Source organism: Candidatus Sneabacter namystus, from assembly GCF_008189685.1.
Lineage (GTDB): Bacteria > Pseudomonadota > Alphaproteobacteria > Rickettsiales > Rickettsiaceae > Sneabacter > Sneabacter namystus.
This window is the reverse complement of record NZ_CP043312.1, coordinates 405,050-423,181: the sequence shown is the minus strand read 5'-3', so window position 1 is coordinate 423,181 and position 18,132 is coordinate 405,050. Positions and strand designations below refer to the sequence as shown.

The 18,132-nt window shown below is 33.3% G+C and carries 14 protein-coding genes and 2 tRNA genes; 6 read left to right on the top strand and 10 right to left on the bottom strand.

Going from position 1 to position 18,132, the window contains the following annotated elements; all coding sequences use genetic code 11:
- Position 1: 1 nt before the first annotated feature.
- The 5 genes from FZC37_RS02010 to FZC37_RS01990 form a co-directional block, all read right to left on the bottom strand.
- Positions 2-1,213 (bottom strand): dicarboxylate/amino acid:cation symporter, encoded by a 1,212-nt coding sequence (locus FZC37_RS02010; RefSeq protein ID WP_148952059.1) that lies wholly within the window; start codon positions 1,211-1,213, stop codon positions 2-4.
- Positions 1,214-1,288: 75 nt separating this feature from the next.
- Entirely contained in the window at positions 1,289-1,849 is a 561-nt protein-coding gene (gene frr, locus FZC37_RS02005; RefSeq protein ID WP_148952058.1) for a ribosome recycling factor, read from the bottom strand.
- 158 nt (positions 1,850-2,007) lie between these two features.
- A complete protein-coding gene (locus tag FZC37_RS02000) occupies positions 2,008-2,292 on the bottom strand; it encodes a BolA family protein (RefSeq protein ID WP_148952057.1) in 285 nt (94 codons plus the stop codon).
- 30 nt (positions 2,293-2,322) lie between these two features.
- Positions 2,323-2,395 (bottom strand) — tRNA-Phe (locus FZC37_RS01995).
- Positions 2,396-2,404: 9 nt separating this feature from the next.
- Positions 2,405-2,488 (bottom strand) — tRNA-Leu (locus tag FZC37_RS01990).
- A 200-nt stretch (positions 2,489-2,688) separates the two neighbouring features.
- On the opposite strand from FZC37_RS01990, the gene FZC37_RS01985 reads away from it, so the two are divergent.
- Positions 2,689-3,651 (top strand): hypothetical protein, encoded by a 963-nt coding sequence (locus FZC37_RS01985; protein WP_148952056.1) that lies wholly within the window; start codon positions 2,689-2,691, stop codon positions 3,649-3,651.
- A gap of 44 nt (positions 3,652-3,695) precedes the next feature.
- Here the strand turns inward: FZC37_RS01985 and clpX are convergent, their stop codons facing one another.
- Entirely contained in the window at positions 3,696-4,964 is a 1,269-nt protein-coding gene (clpX, locus tag FZC37_RS01980; RefSeq protein WP_148952055.1) for an ATP-dependent Clp protease ATP-binding subunit ClpX, read from the bottom strand.
- A gap of 50 nt (positions 4,965-5,014) precedes the next feature.
- Positions 5,015-8,176, bottom strand: coding sequence for an isoleucine--tRNA ligase (gene ileS, locus FZC37_RS01975; protein ID WP_172619337.1), 3,162 nt, complete (start codon positions 8,174-8,176; stop codon positions 5,015-5,017).
- A gap of 115 nt (positions 8,177-8,291) precedes the next feature.
- Here ileS and FZC37_RS01970 point away from each other — a divergent pair, with 115 nt between their 5' ends.
- From FZC37_RS01970 to hemW, 3 genes are read left to right on the top strand one after another with little or no spacing between them, the layout of a single operon-like run.
- The gene (locus tag FZC37_RS01970) at positions 8,292-9,287 is read left to right on the top strand and encodes an RluA family pseudouridine synthase (RefSeq protein WP_148952053.1); all 996 of its coding nucleotides are present in this window, start codon (positions 8,292-8,294) and stop codon (positions 9,285-9,287) included.
- Between the two features lie 47 nt (positions 9,288-9,334).
- Positions 9,335-12,628 (top strand): UvrD-helicase domain-containing protein, encoded by a 3,294-nt coding sequence (locus tag FZC37_RS01965; protein WP_148952052.1) that lies wholly within the window; start codon positions 9,335-9,337, stop codon positions 12,626-12,628.
- 15 nt (positions 12,629-12,643) lie between these two features.
- Positions 12,644-13,822: a radical SAM family heme chaperone HemW gene (hemW, locus tag FZC37_RS01960; RefSeq protein ID WP_148952051.1), complete on the top strand. Its 1,179-nt coding sequence runs from the start codon at positions 12,644-12,646 to the stop codon at positions 13,820-13,822.
- Here hemW and tmk read toward each other — a convergent pair.
- From tmk to FZC37_RS01945, 3 genes are all read right to left on the bottom strand, one after another.
- Positions 13,782-14,420 (bottom strand): dTMP kinase, encoded by a 639-nt coding sequence (tmk, locus tag FZC37_RS01955; RefSeq protein WP_148952050.1) that lies wholly within the window; start codon positions 14,418-14,420, stop codon positions 13,782-13,784. The genes hemW and tmk overlap by 41 nt on opposite strands.
- Before the next feature lie 20 nt (positions 14,421-14,440).
- Positions 14,441-15,322 (bottom strand): tetratricopeptide repeat protein, encoded by an 882-nt coding sequence (locus FZC37_RS01950; protein ID WP_172619336.1) that lies wholly within the window; start codon positions 15,320-15,322, stop codon positions 14,441-14,443.
- 276 nt (positions 15,323-15,598) lie between these two features.
- A complete protein-coding gene (locus FZC37_RS01945) occupies positions 15,599-16,204 on the bottom strand; it encodes a hypothetical protein (RefSeq protein WP_148952048.1) in 606 nt (201 codons plus the stop codon).
- Positions 16,205-16,347: 143 nt separating this feature from the next.
- Between FZC37_RS01945 and FZC37_RS01940 the strand changes: the two genes are divergently transcribed.
- Together FZC37_RS01940 and FZC37_RS01935 are read left to right on the top strand one after the other, a co-directional pair.
- Positions 16,348-17,724, top strand: a complete 1,377-nt coding sequence (locus tag FZC37_RS01940) for a FliI/YscN family ATPase (protein ID WP_148952047.1) — start codon at positions 16,348-16,350, stop codon at positions 17,722-17,724.
- Complete coding sequence (locus tag FZC37_RS01935; protein ID WP_148952046.1) at positions 17,708-18,118, top strand: flagellar FliJ family protein; 411 nt, start codon at positions 17,708-17,710, stop codon at positions 18,116-18,118. The genes FZC37_RS01940 and FZC37_RS01935 overlap by 17 nt, the downstream gene beginning before the upstream one ends.
- Positions 18,119-18,132 lie beyond the last annotated feature (14 nt).

Below are 18,132 nucleotides of genomic sequence, written 5' to 3'. Positions count from 1 at the left end.
ACTAGGATTTGTATTTATTTATGTCCCAATTATTTTCGCTATGATCTACTACTAAAGTCATTGCTACATCTCCTGTAACATTGACTGTAGTACGCAGCATATCAAGCAACCTGTCTATGCTAGCCAATATAGGAACGCTTTCTATAGGAATATTTGCAGACTGTAGTACTACAGGAAGAGTTATTATAGATGTTCCAGGTACTCCAGCACCTCCAATCGCCCCTAAAGTTGAAGATACTATTATTGCTAAATAGTCTGTTATATCTAATTGTATAGAGTACAGCTGAGCCGAGAATATTGCAGATATACCTAGCCCAATTGCAGACCCATTCATATTTACTGCAGCTGAAATAGGTAACATAACTGACGCACTAGTTTTTGATATGCCTAATTTGTTTACTGCTATTTCAATAGTAGTAGGCAGTGCAGCCTTAGTACTACTTGTAGAAAAGGCTAATAGCTGATATTCCAAGCTCTTTCTATAAAAGGGCAAAGGAGATTTTCTACAGTAAATACAAATCAACAACCCATATATTAAATATTGCAAAGTCATAGCGACTATCATCGCTGCTACGAATTTACTGACACTAAGCAATACAGTGATTCCTTGCACAGCAATTGTGCTTGCCATCAGTGCACACACACCATAAGGAGAACAACTAACTATTATAGCTATCATTTCAAACACCAAAGTGGAAAAAAAAGATACTACTTTTTGTAGGTTGTTAGATTTACTCTTAAACTGGTTCATTACCACTCCTGCAAATATAGAGAAAAATACTATTTGCAGTAGATTACCTTTACTGAAAGCTTCTATGACATTTTCAGGTATGATACCGATTATCAAGTTCTTGAAAGAAAACTTATCTAGGACTACTGATGCTGTTGAAAGAGCTGGTTCAAAACCTGGATTTTTACCTGGCTGTAGTAATATACCTACCCCGAGTCCAAATATTACAGCAAACGTTGTAGTTACTACAGAGATTGTGACTATTTTGAACCCTATTCTACCCAAAGATTTAGCATTGGAAGAATTAAGTATTCCTTTTACCAAAGTACAAAAGATCAAAGGGCCCATCATCATCTTCAAGCTCCTTAAGAACATACTACCTATAACACTGGCAATATCCAACCACTTTGGGAATTTAGCTAATATAGGTCCTAGTGATACACCAATTATAAGGCCTATTAATACCTTTTTCCATAAATTCATAATGTAATTTTATTGTACATGGTTATTATGCATAGTATGGAAAATTTTGTTTCACCATTCTCTATTTGCAAAAATTTAAATTGTCATAATTTCTTGTTCTTTTCTTGCCTCATATTCGCTCACCTTAGAGGTACATTCGTTTGTATGTTTCTGCAACATTTCAGAAAATCTTTTTTTTTCGTCTTCTGATAACGCATGTTCTTTTTCTAACTTTTTGATATGCTCTAGAGCATCTCTTCTAATATTTCTTATTGATATTTTGCAGTTTTCACCATATTTATGGGCTATCTTAACTATTTCCTTTCGTCTGTCCTCACTAAGTGATGGTATTGATACTAATATACTTTGTTCAGATATAACTGGGTTTACTCCTAAATTTGAATCTGTAATCGCTTTTTGCACCGTTTTCACTAAAGATGTATCCCAAGGTTGTACCTTTAAAGTTTTGCTATCTAAAATCGATACGTTAGCAAGTTGAGATAAAGGAGACTCATTATCATATGCTTTTACTTTTATACTTGTAAGTAGGCTTGGAACTGCCCTACCTGTTCGTAATCCTTTCAAATTATCTAATAAGACATCTATTGCTTTATGCATCCTGCTTTTAGCATCGTCGATAATTTCCTCTACTTCCATTCTTCTTTACCACTTTAGTTATGATTATAGATCAGCAATGTATATTTGACTTTTAGTCAAAAAAGAAACGCTCTATTATTACAGAAGCTCAAGCATTATAACTGTATAAGCTCCATATTGAAAGTGTTTTACTGTTTACACTGTAGATGTACACTTTCTTATTTTTCTGAATTTACCTCTGTAGGTGCTTTAATATCGATAGATATTGAGTGAATGTGCAACATTTCCTCTTTCAATACTGCATACACTCTTCTATGTCTTTCTAACAGATGTATTCCTTCAAAACATTCGGATACTATTTTTATCTCCACATGAGTTACACCTTCAGTATTTTTAACTGGCTCGTGTTCTTCATGCTTTGATGAAGTGTCTAGCACATTTATAGATAAAGGAGAAAAAGCTTTGCACAATTTTTCTTCAATGGTCTTTAATGGAGATGACATATATATATCCGTTTTTTTTATAGGGCAAGGTGGCTCGAGCTGGAATCGAACCAGCGACACAAGGATTTTCAGTCCTTTGCTCTACCGACTGAGCTATCGAGCCTAATTCACGTACCCACGGCCGGACTCGAACCGGCACGGGCGCAATGCCCAACGGATTTTAAGTCCGCAGCGTCTACCATTCCGCCACGCGGGCTAAGAACTATACCCTATATAAATAGAGCAAAAAAAGCAACAGACTTTTCTTAAAAGCATATTTTCACACATAAAATAACAGTTTTTTAAATTCTAAAAAAGATCAACTTTTAGTTGTTTAGCGTGATTTATTGTGATTATATGTAGAAAAATTTTCCCCTATGAAATAGGAAATTTTATTACACTTTTTAGTAAAAAATTATGAAATACAAATATCATACAAGTAATTTTGAATTACATTATAGAGTAAAGGCATGCAGAATTGATGAATTAGGCTTCAATTCTGATTTTCATGACCTTGTCATAAAAAAATCTCTAGCACAGCTAAAAAAAGAGATCCCTAAGGATTCATACAAAGCGAAAAAAAAGAAAATTTTAGAAGGAGTATGCAGCGGAGTATGCGATTTAGTATATGAGTATGCCGTAGACAAAAAATTAAAACTTAGAGATGCGTCTAAATTAGTCTATCAGGATTTTCTTAAAGGTGGCAGTGTAGCCAAATTGACGAAACGAGTGTTAGTAAATCAAGAACAACGTAATATGTGTCACCATAGACAAAAAGAAGAGGGGTTGGAGAATACTATGAATGATTTACTTGATGCGCAAAAAGGAGCTGAGAAACTACTTAAAGTTGATGTAAGTATGTTTAGTAAGGCTGCTCCTGCAAATTCTTTGCAACCTGCAGTTTCTTCTAGTGATAGCTTTTTATCATCTCCATCTTCATCAAAAGATTATAAAATTGCTGAAAGTGATATAGATTTTATTTTTATACGTAACTTATATAGTCTTGAAAAAGACCGTATTGTATCTATACAAGGCAGTATTAAATGTAGAGATTTTTTTTGGCAAGATGTGAAAGAATTTCTCCATGCATGTCTATTGCAAGCTGTAGTCGTAAAAGATGATACTATTTGTATAGATTTTTTTGATCCTAACTTTGGAATAATAAATTTTATAATATCCACAGAGAAAAGTTTTGCTCCAGTAATGAAAGACACAAAGTTCTTTAACTTGTTGTTGAAGGCAATATCATACGCTCTTACAGCAAAATTTACTGATATTTTTCCTAAAGGAAAATACGACCACTTTTCTATTGAAGAAGTTACGGCTATGGAAAGAAGAGAGATACGAAAGTCTAGCTTCTTTGACAAGATAACCTTGTGAGTGCAATATTTCCATTACACATATGAATTTAAGCGATACACTTTTTATTTGTTAGAGGCTCTTTTTCTTCTCTTAACATCCTTATGTATTAGAGTAAGAGCCTTTTTTTCACCTAAATCGTTTGTTGTATCTAATACTAACGTAGATCCAGCTTTAGTTTTTTTGATATTAAACATAGCATCTAGCAGAGCAGACTCTATTATATTTTTCAGTCCTCGCGCCCCTACTTTTTTCTCCAAAGCCTTCTGTGCTATTAGGTCCAGACTGGATTGTGAAAATTCCAAATTGATTTTATCCAACTTAAATATTCTTTGGTACTGTTTCACTAAAGCATTTTTTGGCTCTGTCAAAATTCTTACCAAAGCATCATGACTTAGACAATTAAGCCTTGCTACAACAGGTAGCCGACCAACAAATTCTGGAATCAGGCCAAACTTTATCAAGTCTTCTGATTCTAAATGTTTTAAAGTTTGCCCAGTACTTAAATTGTTTGAACCGTGTATATTAGCGGCAAAACCTATTGAATTTTGTGATACACGCTGTTCCACTATTTTTTCTAATCCAACAAATGCACCTCCGCAGATAAAGAGAATATTAGTTGTATCAACTTGTATAAACTCCTGTTGAGGATGTTTCCTACCATGTTGAGGTGGCACGGAAGCTATACTGCCTTCCATAATTTTTAGTAAGGCCTGTTGAACACCTTCTCCTGATACGTCTCTCGTAATAGAAGGGTTTTCAGACCTACAAGTAGCTATTTTGTCTATCTCATCTATATATATTATGCCTTTTTGAGCTTTTGCCACATCATGATCTGCCGCTTGCAATAAATAAGATATTATTTGCTCTACGTCTTCTCCAACGTAACCAGCTTCTGTTATAGCTGTTGCATCTGCTATAGCAAAAGGAACATCTAAAACCTTTGCTAATGTCTTTGCAAGTAATGTCTTCCCACATCCGGTAGGGCCAATAAGTAATATGTTAGATTTTTCTAACTCTGGCTCTCCTTTGACATGTTCAGCATGTATCCTCTTATAGTGGTTGTAAAGTGCTACTGACAGTACCTTTTTAGCATCTTCTTGATCCACCACATACTCTGACAGTATTTCATAGACTTTGTGAGGGTAAGGAACAATCGACCTACCAGAATCTTTTGAAAGTGTTTGCTCTTCTTGTAAGAGTTCGTAACACAGATCTACGCATTCGTTGCAGATAAATACAGAATCTCCCCCTGCAATTAGCCTTGCAACCTGCATTTGTTTTTTCATGCAGAAAGAACATTTATCCTCTCTATCTTCTATCAATACACTCATTTTTTATTCCTAACTTACAGATACTACACTGTTGATTATAAACAAACTAATTAAATGGAGCAAATTCTAAAATGCACAAGAAACTCTTCAAAGCTACATATATCAGAATTTTGCGGAATTTGTTGTATTTGTTGTACCTTGGATAAGGTTTGTTCTTCAATTATCTGTATATTAGATTGTATAACGTTACAACTTCTTTCATTGCCTGAAAAAATTTCCACCCGAACTTTTTCTGATATATGATAATTGTCCAATTTTCTTTTCTCTTGTATAAGGCGTATTAAGTCATTCAACCATCCCTTTTCCACAAGTGAACTGTCTAAGTTTGTGTTTAGGGAAATTATGCATTCTATTTCTGGTATTGCTTTAACATTTTTCGCCTCTTTGTCTTTTACTGAAAGTACAAGGCTAAATTCATCAGATGACAATAATTCACCTGACACAATAACAGAATTATCACCTGAATGTTGCCAGTCTTCTTTTCGTACAGCAGATATAATCTGTTGTACTTTACTCGGTATTCTTGCAGCTATTTTGTCTAAATTTGGCACTAATATATAATGCCCTACTGTATCAACATCTTTTCTAAAGACTACTTCTTGTACCCCAATTTCTTCTTTTATAAGATCAATATATTGTTCTAAAGCATCTGTATTGATAGCATAAATTGTGATGTCCTTAAGAGTTTGTCTAACTCGTATACCAGTTTTATTTCTGATAAAAAGAGCACCTTTACATATCGCTCTAACTTTTTCCATTGAAGTAAGCAAACTTAGATCCGGAGCAATTGCGTTAAGCAAGGGAAATAACTCTAAATGAACACTTTCTTTTAAAGTTTTCCTAGATAATCCCAAATATATTTCTTCGCACAACATTGGTAGCAAAGAAGCACAAGCCTGAGACATAGTAATAAGACAAGTGAAAAGAGCATTGTATGCTGCAAGTTTATCTTCGCATATATCATGTTTCCAAAATCTTTGTCTGCTTCTTCTTATATACCAGTTGTTTAATTTGTCAAAAAACGAATCTATTTCTTGGTAAGCATTTTGAGAGTTAAAATCCTTTAAAGCCACCTTTATAGCATCCGTGGTAATACGCAACTGGGACAAGATGTATTTATCTAGTACGTTATCCGATTCATATATAATCTTTGCAGTGATGTTATCTGAGTTGGAGTACATACAGAAAAAATGATATGCCTGCCATATAGGCTTGATGGTAAGCCGAAGTGAGTCATATACCGCTTTTCCTTCTTTGTCTAAAAGTAGATCACCTCCTTTAACTACATTTGAAGACAACATAGTAACACGCAATGCATCTGCTCCATACTGATCAAAAATTTCTAAAGGATCAGGATAATTGTTTAATCGTTTAGAAAGTTTTTGTCCTTTTGCGTCTAAGACTACCCCATGACATACGCAGTTTAAAAAAGGAGGTTTGTCAAATAGTGCCGTAGACAACACCATCAAAGTATAGAACCATCCTCTGGTTTGCGCTGTATATTCTGCTATAAAGTCTGCTGGAAAGTTATTTATGAAATTTTCTTTATTTTCGAATGGATAGTGAGCCTCTGCATATGGCATAGCTCCACTTTCAAACCAACAATCTAAAACGTCTGGAACTCTGCGCATCATGGATTGCCCGGATGGATCATCTGGATTTGTACGCACTAAAGAATCTATGAACGGTCTGTGTAAATCTTTGACTTTTACATTAAAATCTTTTTCCAAATCTTTTATAGACCCATATACATCTATTCTTGGATATTTGGGATTATCTGATACCCACACCGGTACAGGAGCTCCCCAAAATCTGTGCCTACTTATCGCCCAGTCTTTTGCATTTTCTAACCATTTTCCAAAAAGGTTGTTTTTTACAAACGTGGGAATCCAATTAATTTGTTCATTTAGATTCACCATTTTATCTCTAAAAGAAGAAACTTTCACATACCATGATGGAACTGATTTGTATATAAGTGGTTCGTCAGTTCTCCAGCAGTGTGGGTATCTATGTATATACTGTTCAGTCTTAAACCATACCTGCTTTTTTTTTAACTCCATTATTATCGAATCTGTAGCTGCAAATACTTGCATACCAGAAAAATCTGATACTTCTTTAGTGAAAACTCCACCTTCATCTACAGGACAAACTGGTTTTATGTCATATTTTTTGCACAAATTGTGATCGTCTTCTCCAAAAGCAGGAGCTATGTGTACTACGCCTGTACCCGCCTCTTTTGAAACAAATTCATCTACAAGTACTTTAAAAGAATTAGGATTACTTTCAAAATATGTAAAAATAGGCTTATAGCTTTTGCCCTCCAATTCCTTTGCTGTAATTGTTGCTACCACATCCTGAGCGTTTAGTTCATTTTTATATTTTGAAAGGGAATCACAAGATAATATGTAGCAATGTGTACCTTTCAAAACAACGCTGTACGTTAAAGTATCACCGACCGCTAAAGCTAAATTAGACGGCAAAGTCCAGGGGGTAGTAGTCCATGATAATAAAAAACACTTATCTACGTTATCTATTTTTTTTACTGACTCTGGTAAATCTAATAATTCAAAAGTTACAGTGACAGCTTTGTCTTTCTTTTCTCTGTACGAGTTGTCTAATTTCGTCTCAAAGTTCGACAAAGGAGTTTGACAAGCCCACGAATAAGGAACAACTTTTGTATCATGGTATATCAAGCCTTTATCATATAACTTTTTAAAGACCCACAGCACTGACTCCATGAACGTTAAATTCATAGTTTTGTAGTCATTTTCAAAATCTACCCAACGACCTTGTCTAGTTACATACTTTTGCCATGCTTGAGTGTATTTCAAGACTGAGTCTTTGCAGTAACTGTTAAATTTTTCTATACCGTATTCTTTTATATCTAAACTACCCGACAACTTGAGATCCTTTTCTGCCCCCATTTCTGCAGGTAAGCCATGACAATCCCAGCCGAATCTTCGTTCTACTCTTTTATTCAAAGAGGTATGAAATCTCGCATATGTATCTTTTACAAAACCTGTAAGTAAATGTCCGTAGTGTGGTAAACCATTTGCAAACGGCGGCCCATCATAAAAGACAAACTTATCAGTCGTCTTTCTTTGATTGACAGATTTTTCAAAAATCTTTTCTGTATGCCAATACTCTAGTATATTTTCCTCTATCTTAGGAAAGTGTGGATTTGGTATAGTTTTCGGATATCTTAAGGACACAATTATAAAATGTATTTTTAGATGATAAATGTGTTAACTTCAGTTGCTAAACAACAAAAACACACAAGATTTTACATACGGATTGAAATAGTATCAAGTGCAAGTGTCAAGATGCATGAAAACAAATAGATATTTCTTAGATGGTAAATTTTTTGGCAACAGACTTGATGTAGCGATTGCATCAATTGCCAAAGAAAGTAGAAGTAAAATCACAAAGCTAATACGTTCTGGTAATGTTTTAGTGAATGGCAAGGTAGTACAAAGTGCAGATTTTCTCCTGAAAACTAATAGCTCTGTCTGTGTGTCATACCAAACAGACGCATCTGACTGTATACCAACAAAATCTGTTATTTTTGAAGTGATTTTTGAAGATAATGATATTGTGTTAATTAATAAACCAGCTGGGTTGGTTGTACATCCCGGCGTAGGACATATTCATGACACATTAGTTAATGGTCTTATGTATCGATATGAGACTTTAGAAAAAAACAATTTTAGAGCAGGTATAGTACATAGAATCGATAAAGATACTTCTGGAATCCTTGTTGTAGCTAAAAATGATTATTCGCATCTGCACATAGCAAACCAGGTGAAAAATCGCTCCATGCAAAGGGTATATTATGCTTTAGTATGGGGGGTGCCAATGCCATTGCAAGGCTCAATAGAATTTTATATAGGAAAAAGTAGACACGATCATACCAAAATGGCTGTATATAAAGATAAAAGTAAGGGTAAGTATGCTTTAACATATTATAAGGTTGTATCTATGTCTCCTTGCAAAACGCTTAGCATGGTAGAATGCAGACTTGCTACAGGTAGAACTCATCAAATTAGAGTTCATATGGCATATATAGGACACGCAATAGTGGGAGATTTTGTCTACGGTAGCATTTTATATGGAAAAAATTTGTGCAAAATTGAAAAAAATAAATTAACAAATATATCTCTTATTAAAAGACAATGTTTACATGCCCATCACATAACTTTAAAGCATCCTAATACGAATAAAGTTTGTACTTTTGTTGCCCCTATTCCTCATGATATGCTTCAAATTTGTGAAGATTTTGGTATTGATACGACGCCCGTTACTATGGCAAAAAATTATTACTGAAGTATCAAGTTAATTTAAATTACGAGTCTATATTAAAAATTCAACAGATGTCATTCACTCAAAATATTCCTCAAATTCAAGCATCTGACCCTAACATATCTACTTGGGTTATGGCTTCTGCAGGCACTGGAAAAACAAAAGTTCTTATAGATAGAATAATGAGGCTGCTAATAAATGGAGTAGATCCTGCAAAAATTTTATGTATTACCTTTACTAACACTGCTTCTAATGAAATATCGTATCGAATAAAGCACAACGTAGAAAATTGGATTAAGTATGACTCTTCTGAGTTAAAAAAAGTACTTTTTGATTTAACAGGTAAACATTTTTCAGATCAAAATCTAAAAAAAATAAAAAATACATTAAATACTTTCGAAAAGAAAATTCAGGACATGAAGATATGTACTATACATGCATTTTGCCAATATAGTTTAAAAAGGTTCCCTTTTGAAGCATCCATTTCTCCATCTTTTCGTGTCATAAATGAGATAACAGAAGCACAAATACGAAAAAATATTATAGAAGAAATTTTCAACTTACAAGAATGCGAACAAGCACTCAAACGCCTATCTCTACATTTTCATGAAAGTACAATCTACGATATTATACACAGTACGTCCTCTACAAACGTAGTATCTATCATCAAAAATTTTGCAACAGAGGAAAAATACAAATCTTTTTTAATCTCAGAGACAAATTTTCAATGTACGAATCAGAAAAAGATTTTATCCCAAGTTATTAATCTTGTTAGTGATATCAATTTACTGCAATGGCAACCTTTTAACACAACCTGTGGAGATATAGAGTTTTTGTCCGTCTTAAAAAATTACTACGAACTTTCAGTAGAAGAAAGAGCCATTAGATGGCGCGAATTAATACCACTTTTCATTAACTCTTCAGGTAATAAAAAAATAAGATTAATTTCTCAAAAATTGACATGTGAAGCTCCTGATCTGATCAAATTATTATTAAATTTACAAGATGAGTTATTTAATTGCTTAAAAAAGGTAGAACATAATAATTTAATTGAAGCTAGCACCGCCTTTTTCTGCATAGCACAAATTTTTTCATCTAGATTTGAAAAATATAAACGCGATAAAGGATTTCTAGATTACCGAGATTTAATTAGATATACCAAACATTTATTTACAGAAAGTAAAGATAAAGATTGGGTAATGTATAAATTAGATGGAGGTGTTGATCATATTTTAGTAGATGAAAGCCAGGATACCAGCAAAGAGCAATGGGAAGTGATTACGGCTCTCATGAACGATTTTTTCTCAGGTGAATCAAGTGAGACACATAAAACCTTTTTTATAGTAGGAGATGAAAAACAATCTATTTATAGCTTTCAAGGTGCATGCGTCGACACATTGAAAAAAGTAAAAAAACATTTTGAATCTAGTGCGTTGAGTGCAAATCGACCTTTTAAAAATATACAATTAAATCACTGCTATCGATCTTCGCAATTAATTATAGATTTTGTGGAAAGAGTGTTAAATGCTTCTGACTGTTTTGTAAATGTACCCAAATTACTATCTAGTAGTGCAGACAGTCCAAGCAGAATTGAAGTTTGGCCAATTACCATGTTAAACAAAAAAAGAGAAGAGTTGTTTTGGCCGCTACCATGTGCTTCTTATCAGATAGATTCTGCCTCATATACCCTTGCTGTACAGATAGCTCAACGTATTAAAAATTTGCTGCAAAGTAGGATAATTTTACCCTCAACCAAAAAGACAATTCGTAAAAAAGACATTGCTATCCTTATTCAAAGAAGAACAAAATTTGCTAAGATATTGGTATCTACTTTATGTGAAGAAGGAATATCTGTATCAGGTTTAGATAAAGTCACATTACATGACAACTTAACAATTATGGATGTAGTTGCTATTGCTAAATTTGTTCTTTTACCAACTGATGATCTGAATTGCGCTATTTTACTTAAATCTCCTATTTTTTCTTTATCAGAAGATCAGCTATACGAACTTAGGTCATCTAATAGTACAAAACAGACATTGTGGTATAAAATTCAACACGATCTATTTTATAGAACAATTTGCACTGACATGATGCAATGGATAGAAGCTTACAATACTACAGAAGGAGTATTTGACTTCTTTTATATTATTTTAAACTGCATGGGTGTAAGAAAATTATTACTACAAGATAACAACAAACAAGATGGAGATATTCTTGACGAATTTTTACACCTAATTAAAAAATTCGAAAAAGAAACTCAAGGAAATTTGTATCAATTTATTCAATGGTTTGAGAACACGGATGTTTGTGTTACACGTGACAACGTAGACAAGGCAGATTCTGTAAATATCATGACTGTACATTCTGCTAAAGGATTGGAATTTCCGGTGGTTATTATTTCAGATGCCACTTCTGTTTCTATATCTGATAAGTTTGTATTTGTTGAAAATGATAAAGTAGCTTTGTGTTATCCACCAACTTTAACAAAGAAAATTCAAGCCCGTAAAAAACAGAATTTCGATGCAGACTATCAAGAATATCTAAGACTAATGTATGTTGCATTTACTAGATGTCAGGATTATTTAATAATTTGTGGTAGTACATCTCGCAACAACGTTTCTTCCAATTGTTGGTATAACTTAGCAAAATCAGTATTAATGGAAGATACAACAGCTTTAAAACATTGTGTTTTAGAAAACAGTGAAAAAGAAAAACAAGATATAATGTTTTGGGAAAGTAAACCTTTTGAGACTAAAGATTTTGAAGATTATGATACACAAGTACAACACGCTAATGATGTAATTTTTAAAGAATACAATTTTGCTATCGAGAAGTTACGTCGTAGTAATGTTGCAAATTCTTTTTCACATTATGTGCCACAAGAGAAAAGTATGCACTATGGTAGAATTATGCACAAAATTCTAGAACACATTGTAGGCGGAAACACATGGGACAATATTACTCCTTTACTGCAGCACATATCTACTGGGGCGCGCGCGCAAGCGATGCATCAATTACATTTGTTAACTACTTCAAATATGTGGAAAGATCTAATGCAAGGTAAAGTATGCTCTGAAGTGAATATCGTGTCTCATCAAAATGATAACTGTACCAAAATCTTTAGATTAGATTTACTAATAGAGACAGAAAATAATGTGACAGTAATTGATTACAAAACAGGAGATAGAAGCAAATGTTCTACAGAGGTAATTTTTAAATACAATGAACAAATGCACAGGTATCTACAATGTGTCGAAAAACTTCATCCGAATAAAACAATCAAAGGCTATCTTTTATGGTTGCATGATATGAGTTTCAGTGATGTACCTTTTAAAAAGGGTCAATTGTCCTATTTTGACTAACTTAATTATTTCTTTATGCTTTCTGTTTATATTCATTGGCCTTTTTGTTTAAGTAAATGTCCGTATTGTGATTTTAATTCCCATGTTGCCAGCTCTTTTAACTATTCTTCTTGGCAAGAATCTTACAAAAAAGAGTTACGCTGGTTTGCAAATTTATTAAAAGGACAATATATCAGGTCTATTTTTTTTGGTGGAGGTACACCTTCGCTTATGTCGGCAAAACTTGTAGAAGCTGTAATAAATGAGATTGCCAAAATTGGTATTGTAGATCAAAAAACAGAGATATCATTGGAGGCTAATCCTACATCTGTAGAAGCTAAAAAATTTAAAGATTTGTCTCTCTGTGGTATCAATCGTATTTCTATTGGCGTGCAATCTTTAAGAAATGAAAGATTAGGATTTTTAGGACGTCAACACACTGTAGATGAAGCATTATATGCGGTAAATGTAGCGAAAAAGGAATTTAAAAACTGTTCTATGGACATCATTTATGCTTGTAAAGGACAAAGCATATCTGATTGGAAACATGAATTAGAGGAAATTATACATCTACAACTAAATCATTTGTCTTTGTATCAGCTTACAATAGAAGAAAATACAAAATTTCATACATTATTTAAAAAAGGCAAATTACCAGTAATAAACTCTGATTATTCTTTACATATGTATAATATAACAAACGATATTTTATCTAAGCATGGATATATACAGTACGAGATTTCGAACTATGCATCAAAACTAGATAAAATTTGCAAACATAATATGACTTATTGGAGGTATAAAAGCTATTTAGGTATAGGACCAGGAGCTCATAGCAGAATTGTAAATGATATTAATGATATTGTTACAATAGAGATGCATTCTTCCCCTAAAATATGGATGAGTAATGTTGACTCTAATAATCATGGAATAGTGAAACAACAGAATTTAACTGTGCAAGAGATCTTGACTGAAAAAATTTTTATGGGATTACGCATTACAGAAGGAATAGATCTGAAAGACATTCTAGCAATTTCCGGTCAAACAAAGCAAGAAACCTCGCTGTACCATGTCACTGAAAATCTTATCAAGCTAGGCCATATAAAAATACAAGATGAAAAAATCACGCTAACTAAAACTGGCTTTGCGTTACACACAGAAATAGCATCAGAGATTATATCTTCGCTAACTTCCTCATCAGATGTTCTACAATAATACTTGTTGTTTTACCGAACTTATTGGCATCTACAACCATGATTCTTTCAGGAAAAAGTGTCGCTATGTGTAAAAATCCTTCTCGAATCACTGTCTGCTGCTTTAGTGGCATTGAATCATAAAAATGTTTCACTGGTCTGTTTTTTATCCTATCTACCACAGTTACAGGATTGATATCTAAGAGATATGTTACATCTGGCCATATGCCACACACAGAGTTATGTAAATCTTGTATCCATTTTATGTCTATCTTTCCCAAGATTCCTTGATAGCATAATGTAGAATCTATAAATCTGTCAGATATTACACAAATATTTTGCTTTAATTTGGGAAGTATCACCGTCTGTATATGATCATATCTTGCTGCCATAAATAACATAAGCTCTATTTTAGGTGATAAACGCTCACTTTTTAGAATCTTATTTAGTTGTTTCCCTATAACTGAGCGACATGGCTCCTTTGTTATTGCAACAGGCAAACCTTGCTGTTCTAAAATTTTTTTTAGCTTTCTTGTTTGAGTAGATTTACCACAACCATCCATTCCTTCAATTGAGATAAAAATCCCTCTTGAAAGTTTTTTAGTAGTATAATCCAACATATTTTTTACTTCAGATGCATTTATTGCTTTTTATTTTCAACAACACAATGATCTTGAACAGTTTCTTTCTTTTGTACCAGAGACTGTATTTTCTCGTTCAAGTTAAGATATACTCCTATCGCTACAAAGCATTCTTTATGACAAGTTGGTGCAACTAACAAAGATAACTCATCGTATAAATTCTCGCCTTCTAAAGGAGATAAACTTTCTATCTCAAGAAATGTATCAAATGTTGGCATGTGAGAAAATTGCTTCTCTAAAACATTTAAAGCATCTTCTTTTCTATTTTCTGACAAAAACACAGATGTTAACTCTTTATAAGCAGCTTGATTCATTTTATTGTACTTTACTGCCTTCATGGCATGATCTATTTTGACGCTATTTGGTATATCTGCTTTGCATGATTCTGCGTACATGTTAGATATTTCTTCTTTCTGTTGTAACGTAACATCAGACAAATGAAGTACAATGTCAGCATATTTATCGAAATTATTCCACGACTGTAACATGTAGTAACTTTTCACTACAAGCATTAGCATATTTGGATCTGGGTTGTCGTCCTGCGCAAAACTCTTAGAAAATTCCAAACTATCAGAATACTTTCCCATCTTGAATAAAACATCAGCCAATTTTTTCTTAGCAAACATCCCTAAAGAATCAGATTTTGTTAACTCTTTAAGGTTGTCGATAGCCTCGTTCAAATGTTCATCGTGTAGACTCACCTGAACCAAATTATAATATTCTTTTAAAAAAGAATTATCTGTATCAGAGATACCTTTTGGTGCCTCTATGTTAGGACCACTTAATCCTTTGTGAGATTGCATCAACAGAGCATAAAATGCATTTTTTTCACTAATAAAACCGTACGACACAAATAACTTAGTAAGTAATATTGCGACCATACATAGAACCAAACCGCACGCAATCAACGCTATGATCAGCGCTAAAAAACTCACCTTGATTTCGTACTCACTCCAATATATAAGGACTTTTGAATCAAATTGTGATAAATATCTGCATAATAGATAAATTTTTATGCAAAACACAACCGAAAGAGCGAAATACAAGCTTACTTTTCTCATTATTACTACTTCATTTTATTTGGAATTAACTTCTTCACTTTTTTACTAATACTAAGATAGCTGACTAAGCCAAACATACACCTTAGCAGCGGACATCTATTCTACTTGCCCTTTATTAATATCTTGAATAATTTTGTAAATTTTTTCTATTATAACAAACCTTCTTTCATCGTAACTAATATCGGATTCTCTTCCTTGATTTTCAAGCTTTTTTGTTACAATTACAGCACTATTACTTCTCTTTTTTGTAATAGACAAAACTCCAACATCAGAATCGGATACTGATTCGTGTATCTCTACATTACGATCTTTATTTAGGTTATTACACAATATAACAACAGGAGATAATGAAGAAACCATATCATTTGGACATACAGCATTTAGGTATTTAATCTCTGCTGTGGTATCATGATTTAGTGCTATTTTTACAGCTATTTCGTATAGCGCTTGTGTTACTGCTAGAACAGTAAAATGTGTACTGAGAGTCGACACCTTAGGTATTTTTTCTGATTTAATACCTTTGCTAGAAGCAGCTTTACTAATATGAGTAATTGTGTCTCTTTTTTGCACAGTTGCGAAAATGCTGCCATACTGTATCGTTTGAAAGAAAAATACAAATATGAATAACCCAATAGTTGGTAGAAAAAAAGACCAAAAAATATTTTTCAAGTACTTTAATGAAGTCAGGAATTCTTTTATCATCTCACCTGTGTTTGTTGTGTACGTGCGTACGTTTTTTTTCATAAAAGCGCAAGGCGTTTGCTGAATGTACCATGATTTATATCATTACTAAAGCTTTATACAACTAATGTTTTTACTCACGCTTCCATAGTTTGCTTAGATTTATGCTATATGTTTTGACAAAAAATATTACAGAAAAAGTTCAATCAATTAATGATTTTGCTATTTCTACATTACAAAGCATAGATGCGATAAAAACATACGGATATGTAAAGGCAGTGACAGGGCCATTGATAAAATGTTCTGGCATAGAACGTTGTGTAACGATGGGAGAAATATGCGAGATTGAAGTCAAAACTTCGCATAAAACTGTCCTAGGTGAAGTAATAGCTTTAGATCAAAATGAAGTAACACTTCTTCCATTTGAAGGAGGAGATGGAATTAAAATAGGAGACATAGTATCAATAAGTTCTATAGGAAACGTTGTTTTTCCAGATATATCCATGCTAGGTAGAGTCATTGATGCGTTTGTCAAACCAATAGACGATAAAGGGCCTATACACCCTGGTAATAAAAAATACCATCTTAAGCACGCGGGGCAGGCATTTGATTTAAGAAAGAAAATAGGCCCCAAACTAAATTTAGGAATAAAGGGTATCGATGTTTTCGCTCCTTGTTGCATAGGACAAAGATTAGGAATATTTTCTGGAAGTGGGATAGGAAAATCTTCTCTTATTGCCATGTTAACAAAACATGCCAACTGCGATGTTAAAGTTGTAGGACTGATAGGTGAAAGAAAGAGAGAAGTTGTGGAGTTTATAGACTCGTACCTGCAACCTGAAAAAAAAGATTTTGTAGTTGTGGCTTGTACATCTAATGAACCAGCATCTTTGAAAAAAAGAGCTGCATATCTTACGTTATCTATAGCTGAATATTTTCGCGATTTAGGAAATAACGTGTTATGTATAGTAGATTCACTTACACGTTTTGCCATGGCACAAAGAGAGATAGGTCTTATGGCAGAAGAATTACCTGTCAGCAAAGGATACCCTCCTTCTGTCTTTAATGAAATTCCTCTTTTATTAGAAAGAATTGGTCCTGGCTCAGAAGACAATAATTCTAGTATCACAGGGTTATTTACTGTTTTAGTCGAAGGTGATGATTATAATGAACCCATTAGTGATGCAGCAAGAGCAACCTTAGATGGACACATAGTACTGTCAAGAAATATTGCAGAAAGAGGAAGATTTCCTGCGATAGACGTGCTAAAAAGTTTGTCTAGAGCCACTCCTGCTTGTAATAGCGATTGGGAAAATTCTGTTGTGCTTGAAGCAAGAGAGATACTAGCTACGTATCAAGAATTAGAAGACGTAATTAGACTTGGGATGTATAAGCAAGGAAACGATAAAAAAGTAGACAGAGCTATAAAACTCCAGCCTCTCATAGAAAACTTTTTGCATCAATCTTCCAAAGAAGTGTTTTCAATGCAAGAAAGTTACTCCATGCTAGCTAAAATACTAGGATATGAAGATCATAAATAAGCTTATACAAGTTTATAAAGCCAAAGAAAAAGAGCTTATTTATAGAAAAAATACTTTGGAAGGATCAATTACAAAGATAGAAAAAGATATAGCACTGCTACATAACTCTAGAGAATGTGCAGCAAACGCCAATTTTGATTTTCTATATACACTTCATTACATAGAAAGAATCAAGTCTCAAATATCATTAAAGAAGCTTAAAATTACTGATTTAGAAACCATTTTATCTAAAATCAATGATGAGTTGTTACGTAATTTTCAAGAACAAGAAAGGTGTAAAGTATTGAAAAATATTTACTCAAAAAGACGTAAAACGGAACAAGATACACAAGACAGAAAAACTCACGATGAAATAGTGTCCTTGAAAAATTCTCAATTCAAAAAACAAAAGTGAACTAAAAATCAACG

What these genes read in the sequence shown, in the direction of transcription:
- hemW (WP_148952051.1), top strand. Translation starts at nt 12,644, where the DNA reads ATGCTTTCTGTTTATATTCATTGGCCTTTTTGTTTAAGTAAATGTCCG.
- FZC37_RS01935 (WP_148952046.1), top strand. Translation starts at nt 17,708, where the DNA reads ATGAAGATCATAAATAAGCTTATACAAGTTTATAAAGCCAAAGAAAAA.
- FZC37_RS01950 (WP_172619336.1), bottom strand. Translation starts at nt 15,322, where the DNA reads ATGGTCGCAATATTACTTACTAAGTTATTTGTGTCGTACGGTTTTATT.
- FZC37_RS02010 (WP_148952059.1), bottom strand. Translation starts at nt 1,213, where the DNA reads ATGAATTTATGGAAAAAGGTATTAATAGGCCTTATAATTGGTGTATCA.
- tmk (WP_148952050.1), bottom strand. Translation starts at nt 14,420, where the DNA reads ATGTTGGATTATACTACTAAAAAACTTTCAAGAGGGATTTTTATCTCA.
- FZC37_RS01985 (WP_148952056.1), top strand. Translation starts at nt 2,689, where the DNA reads ATGAAATACAAATATCATACAAGTAATTTTGAATTACATTATAGAGTA.
- FZC37_RS01965 (WP_148952052.1), top strand. Translation starts at nt 9,335, where the DNA reads ATGTCATTCACTCAAAATATTCCTCAAATTCAAGCATCTGACCCTAAC.
- clpX (WP_148952055.1), bottom strand. Translation starts at nt 4,964, where the DNA reads ATGAGTGTATTGATAGAAGATAGAGAGGATAAATGTTCTTTCTGCATG.
- FZC37_RS01940 (WP_148952047.1), top strand. Translation starts at nt 16,348, where the DNA reads ATGCTATATGTTTTGACAAAAAATATTACAGAAAAAGTTCAATCAATT.
- FZC37_RS01970 (WP_148952053.1), top strand. Translation starts at nt 8,292, where the DNA reads ATGAAAACAAATAGATATTTCTTAGATGGTAAATTTTTTGGCAACAGA.
- frr (WP_148952058.1), bottom strand. Translation starts at nt 1,849, where the DNA reads ATGGAAGTAGAGGAAATTATCGACGATGCTAAAAGCAGGATGCATAAA.
- FZC37_RS02000 (WP_148952057.1), bottom strand. Translation starts at nt 2,292, where the DNA reads ATGTCATCTCCATTAAAGACCATTGAAGAAAAATTGTGCAAAGCTTTT.
- FZC37_RS01945 (WP_148952048.1), bottom strand. Translation starts at nt 16,204, where the DNA reads ATGATAAAAGAATTCCTGACTTCATTAAAGTACTTGAAAAATATTTTT.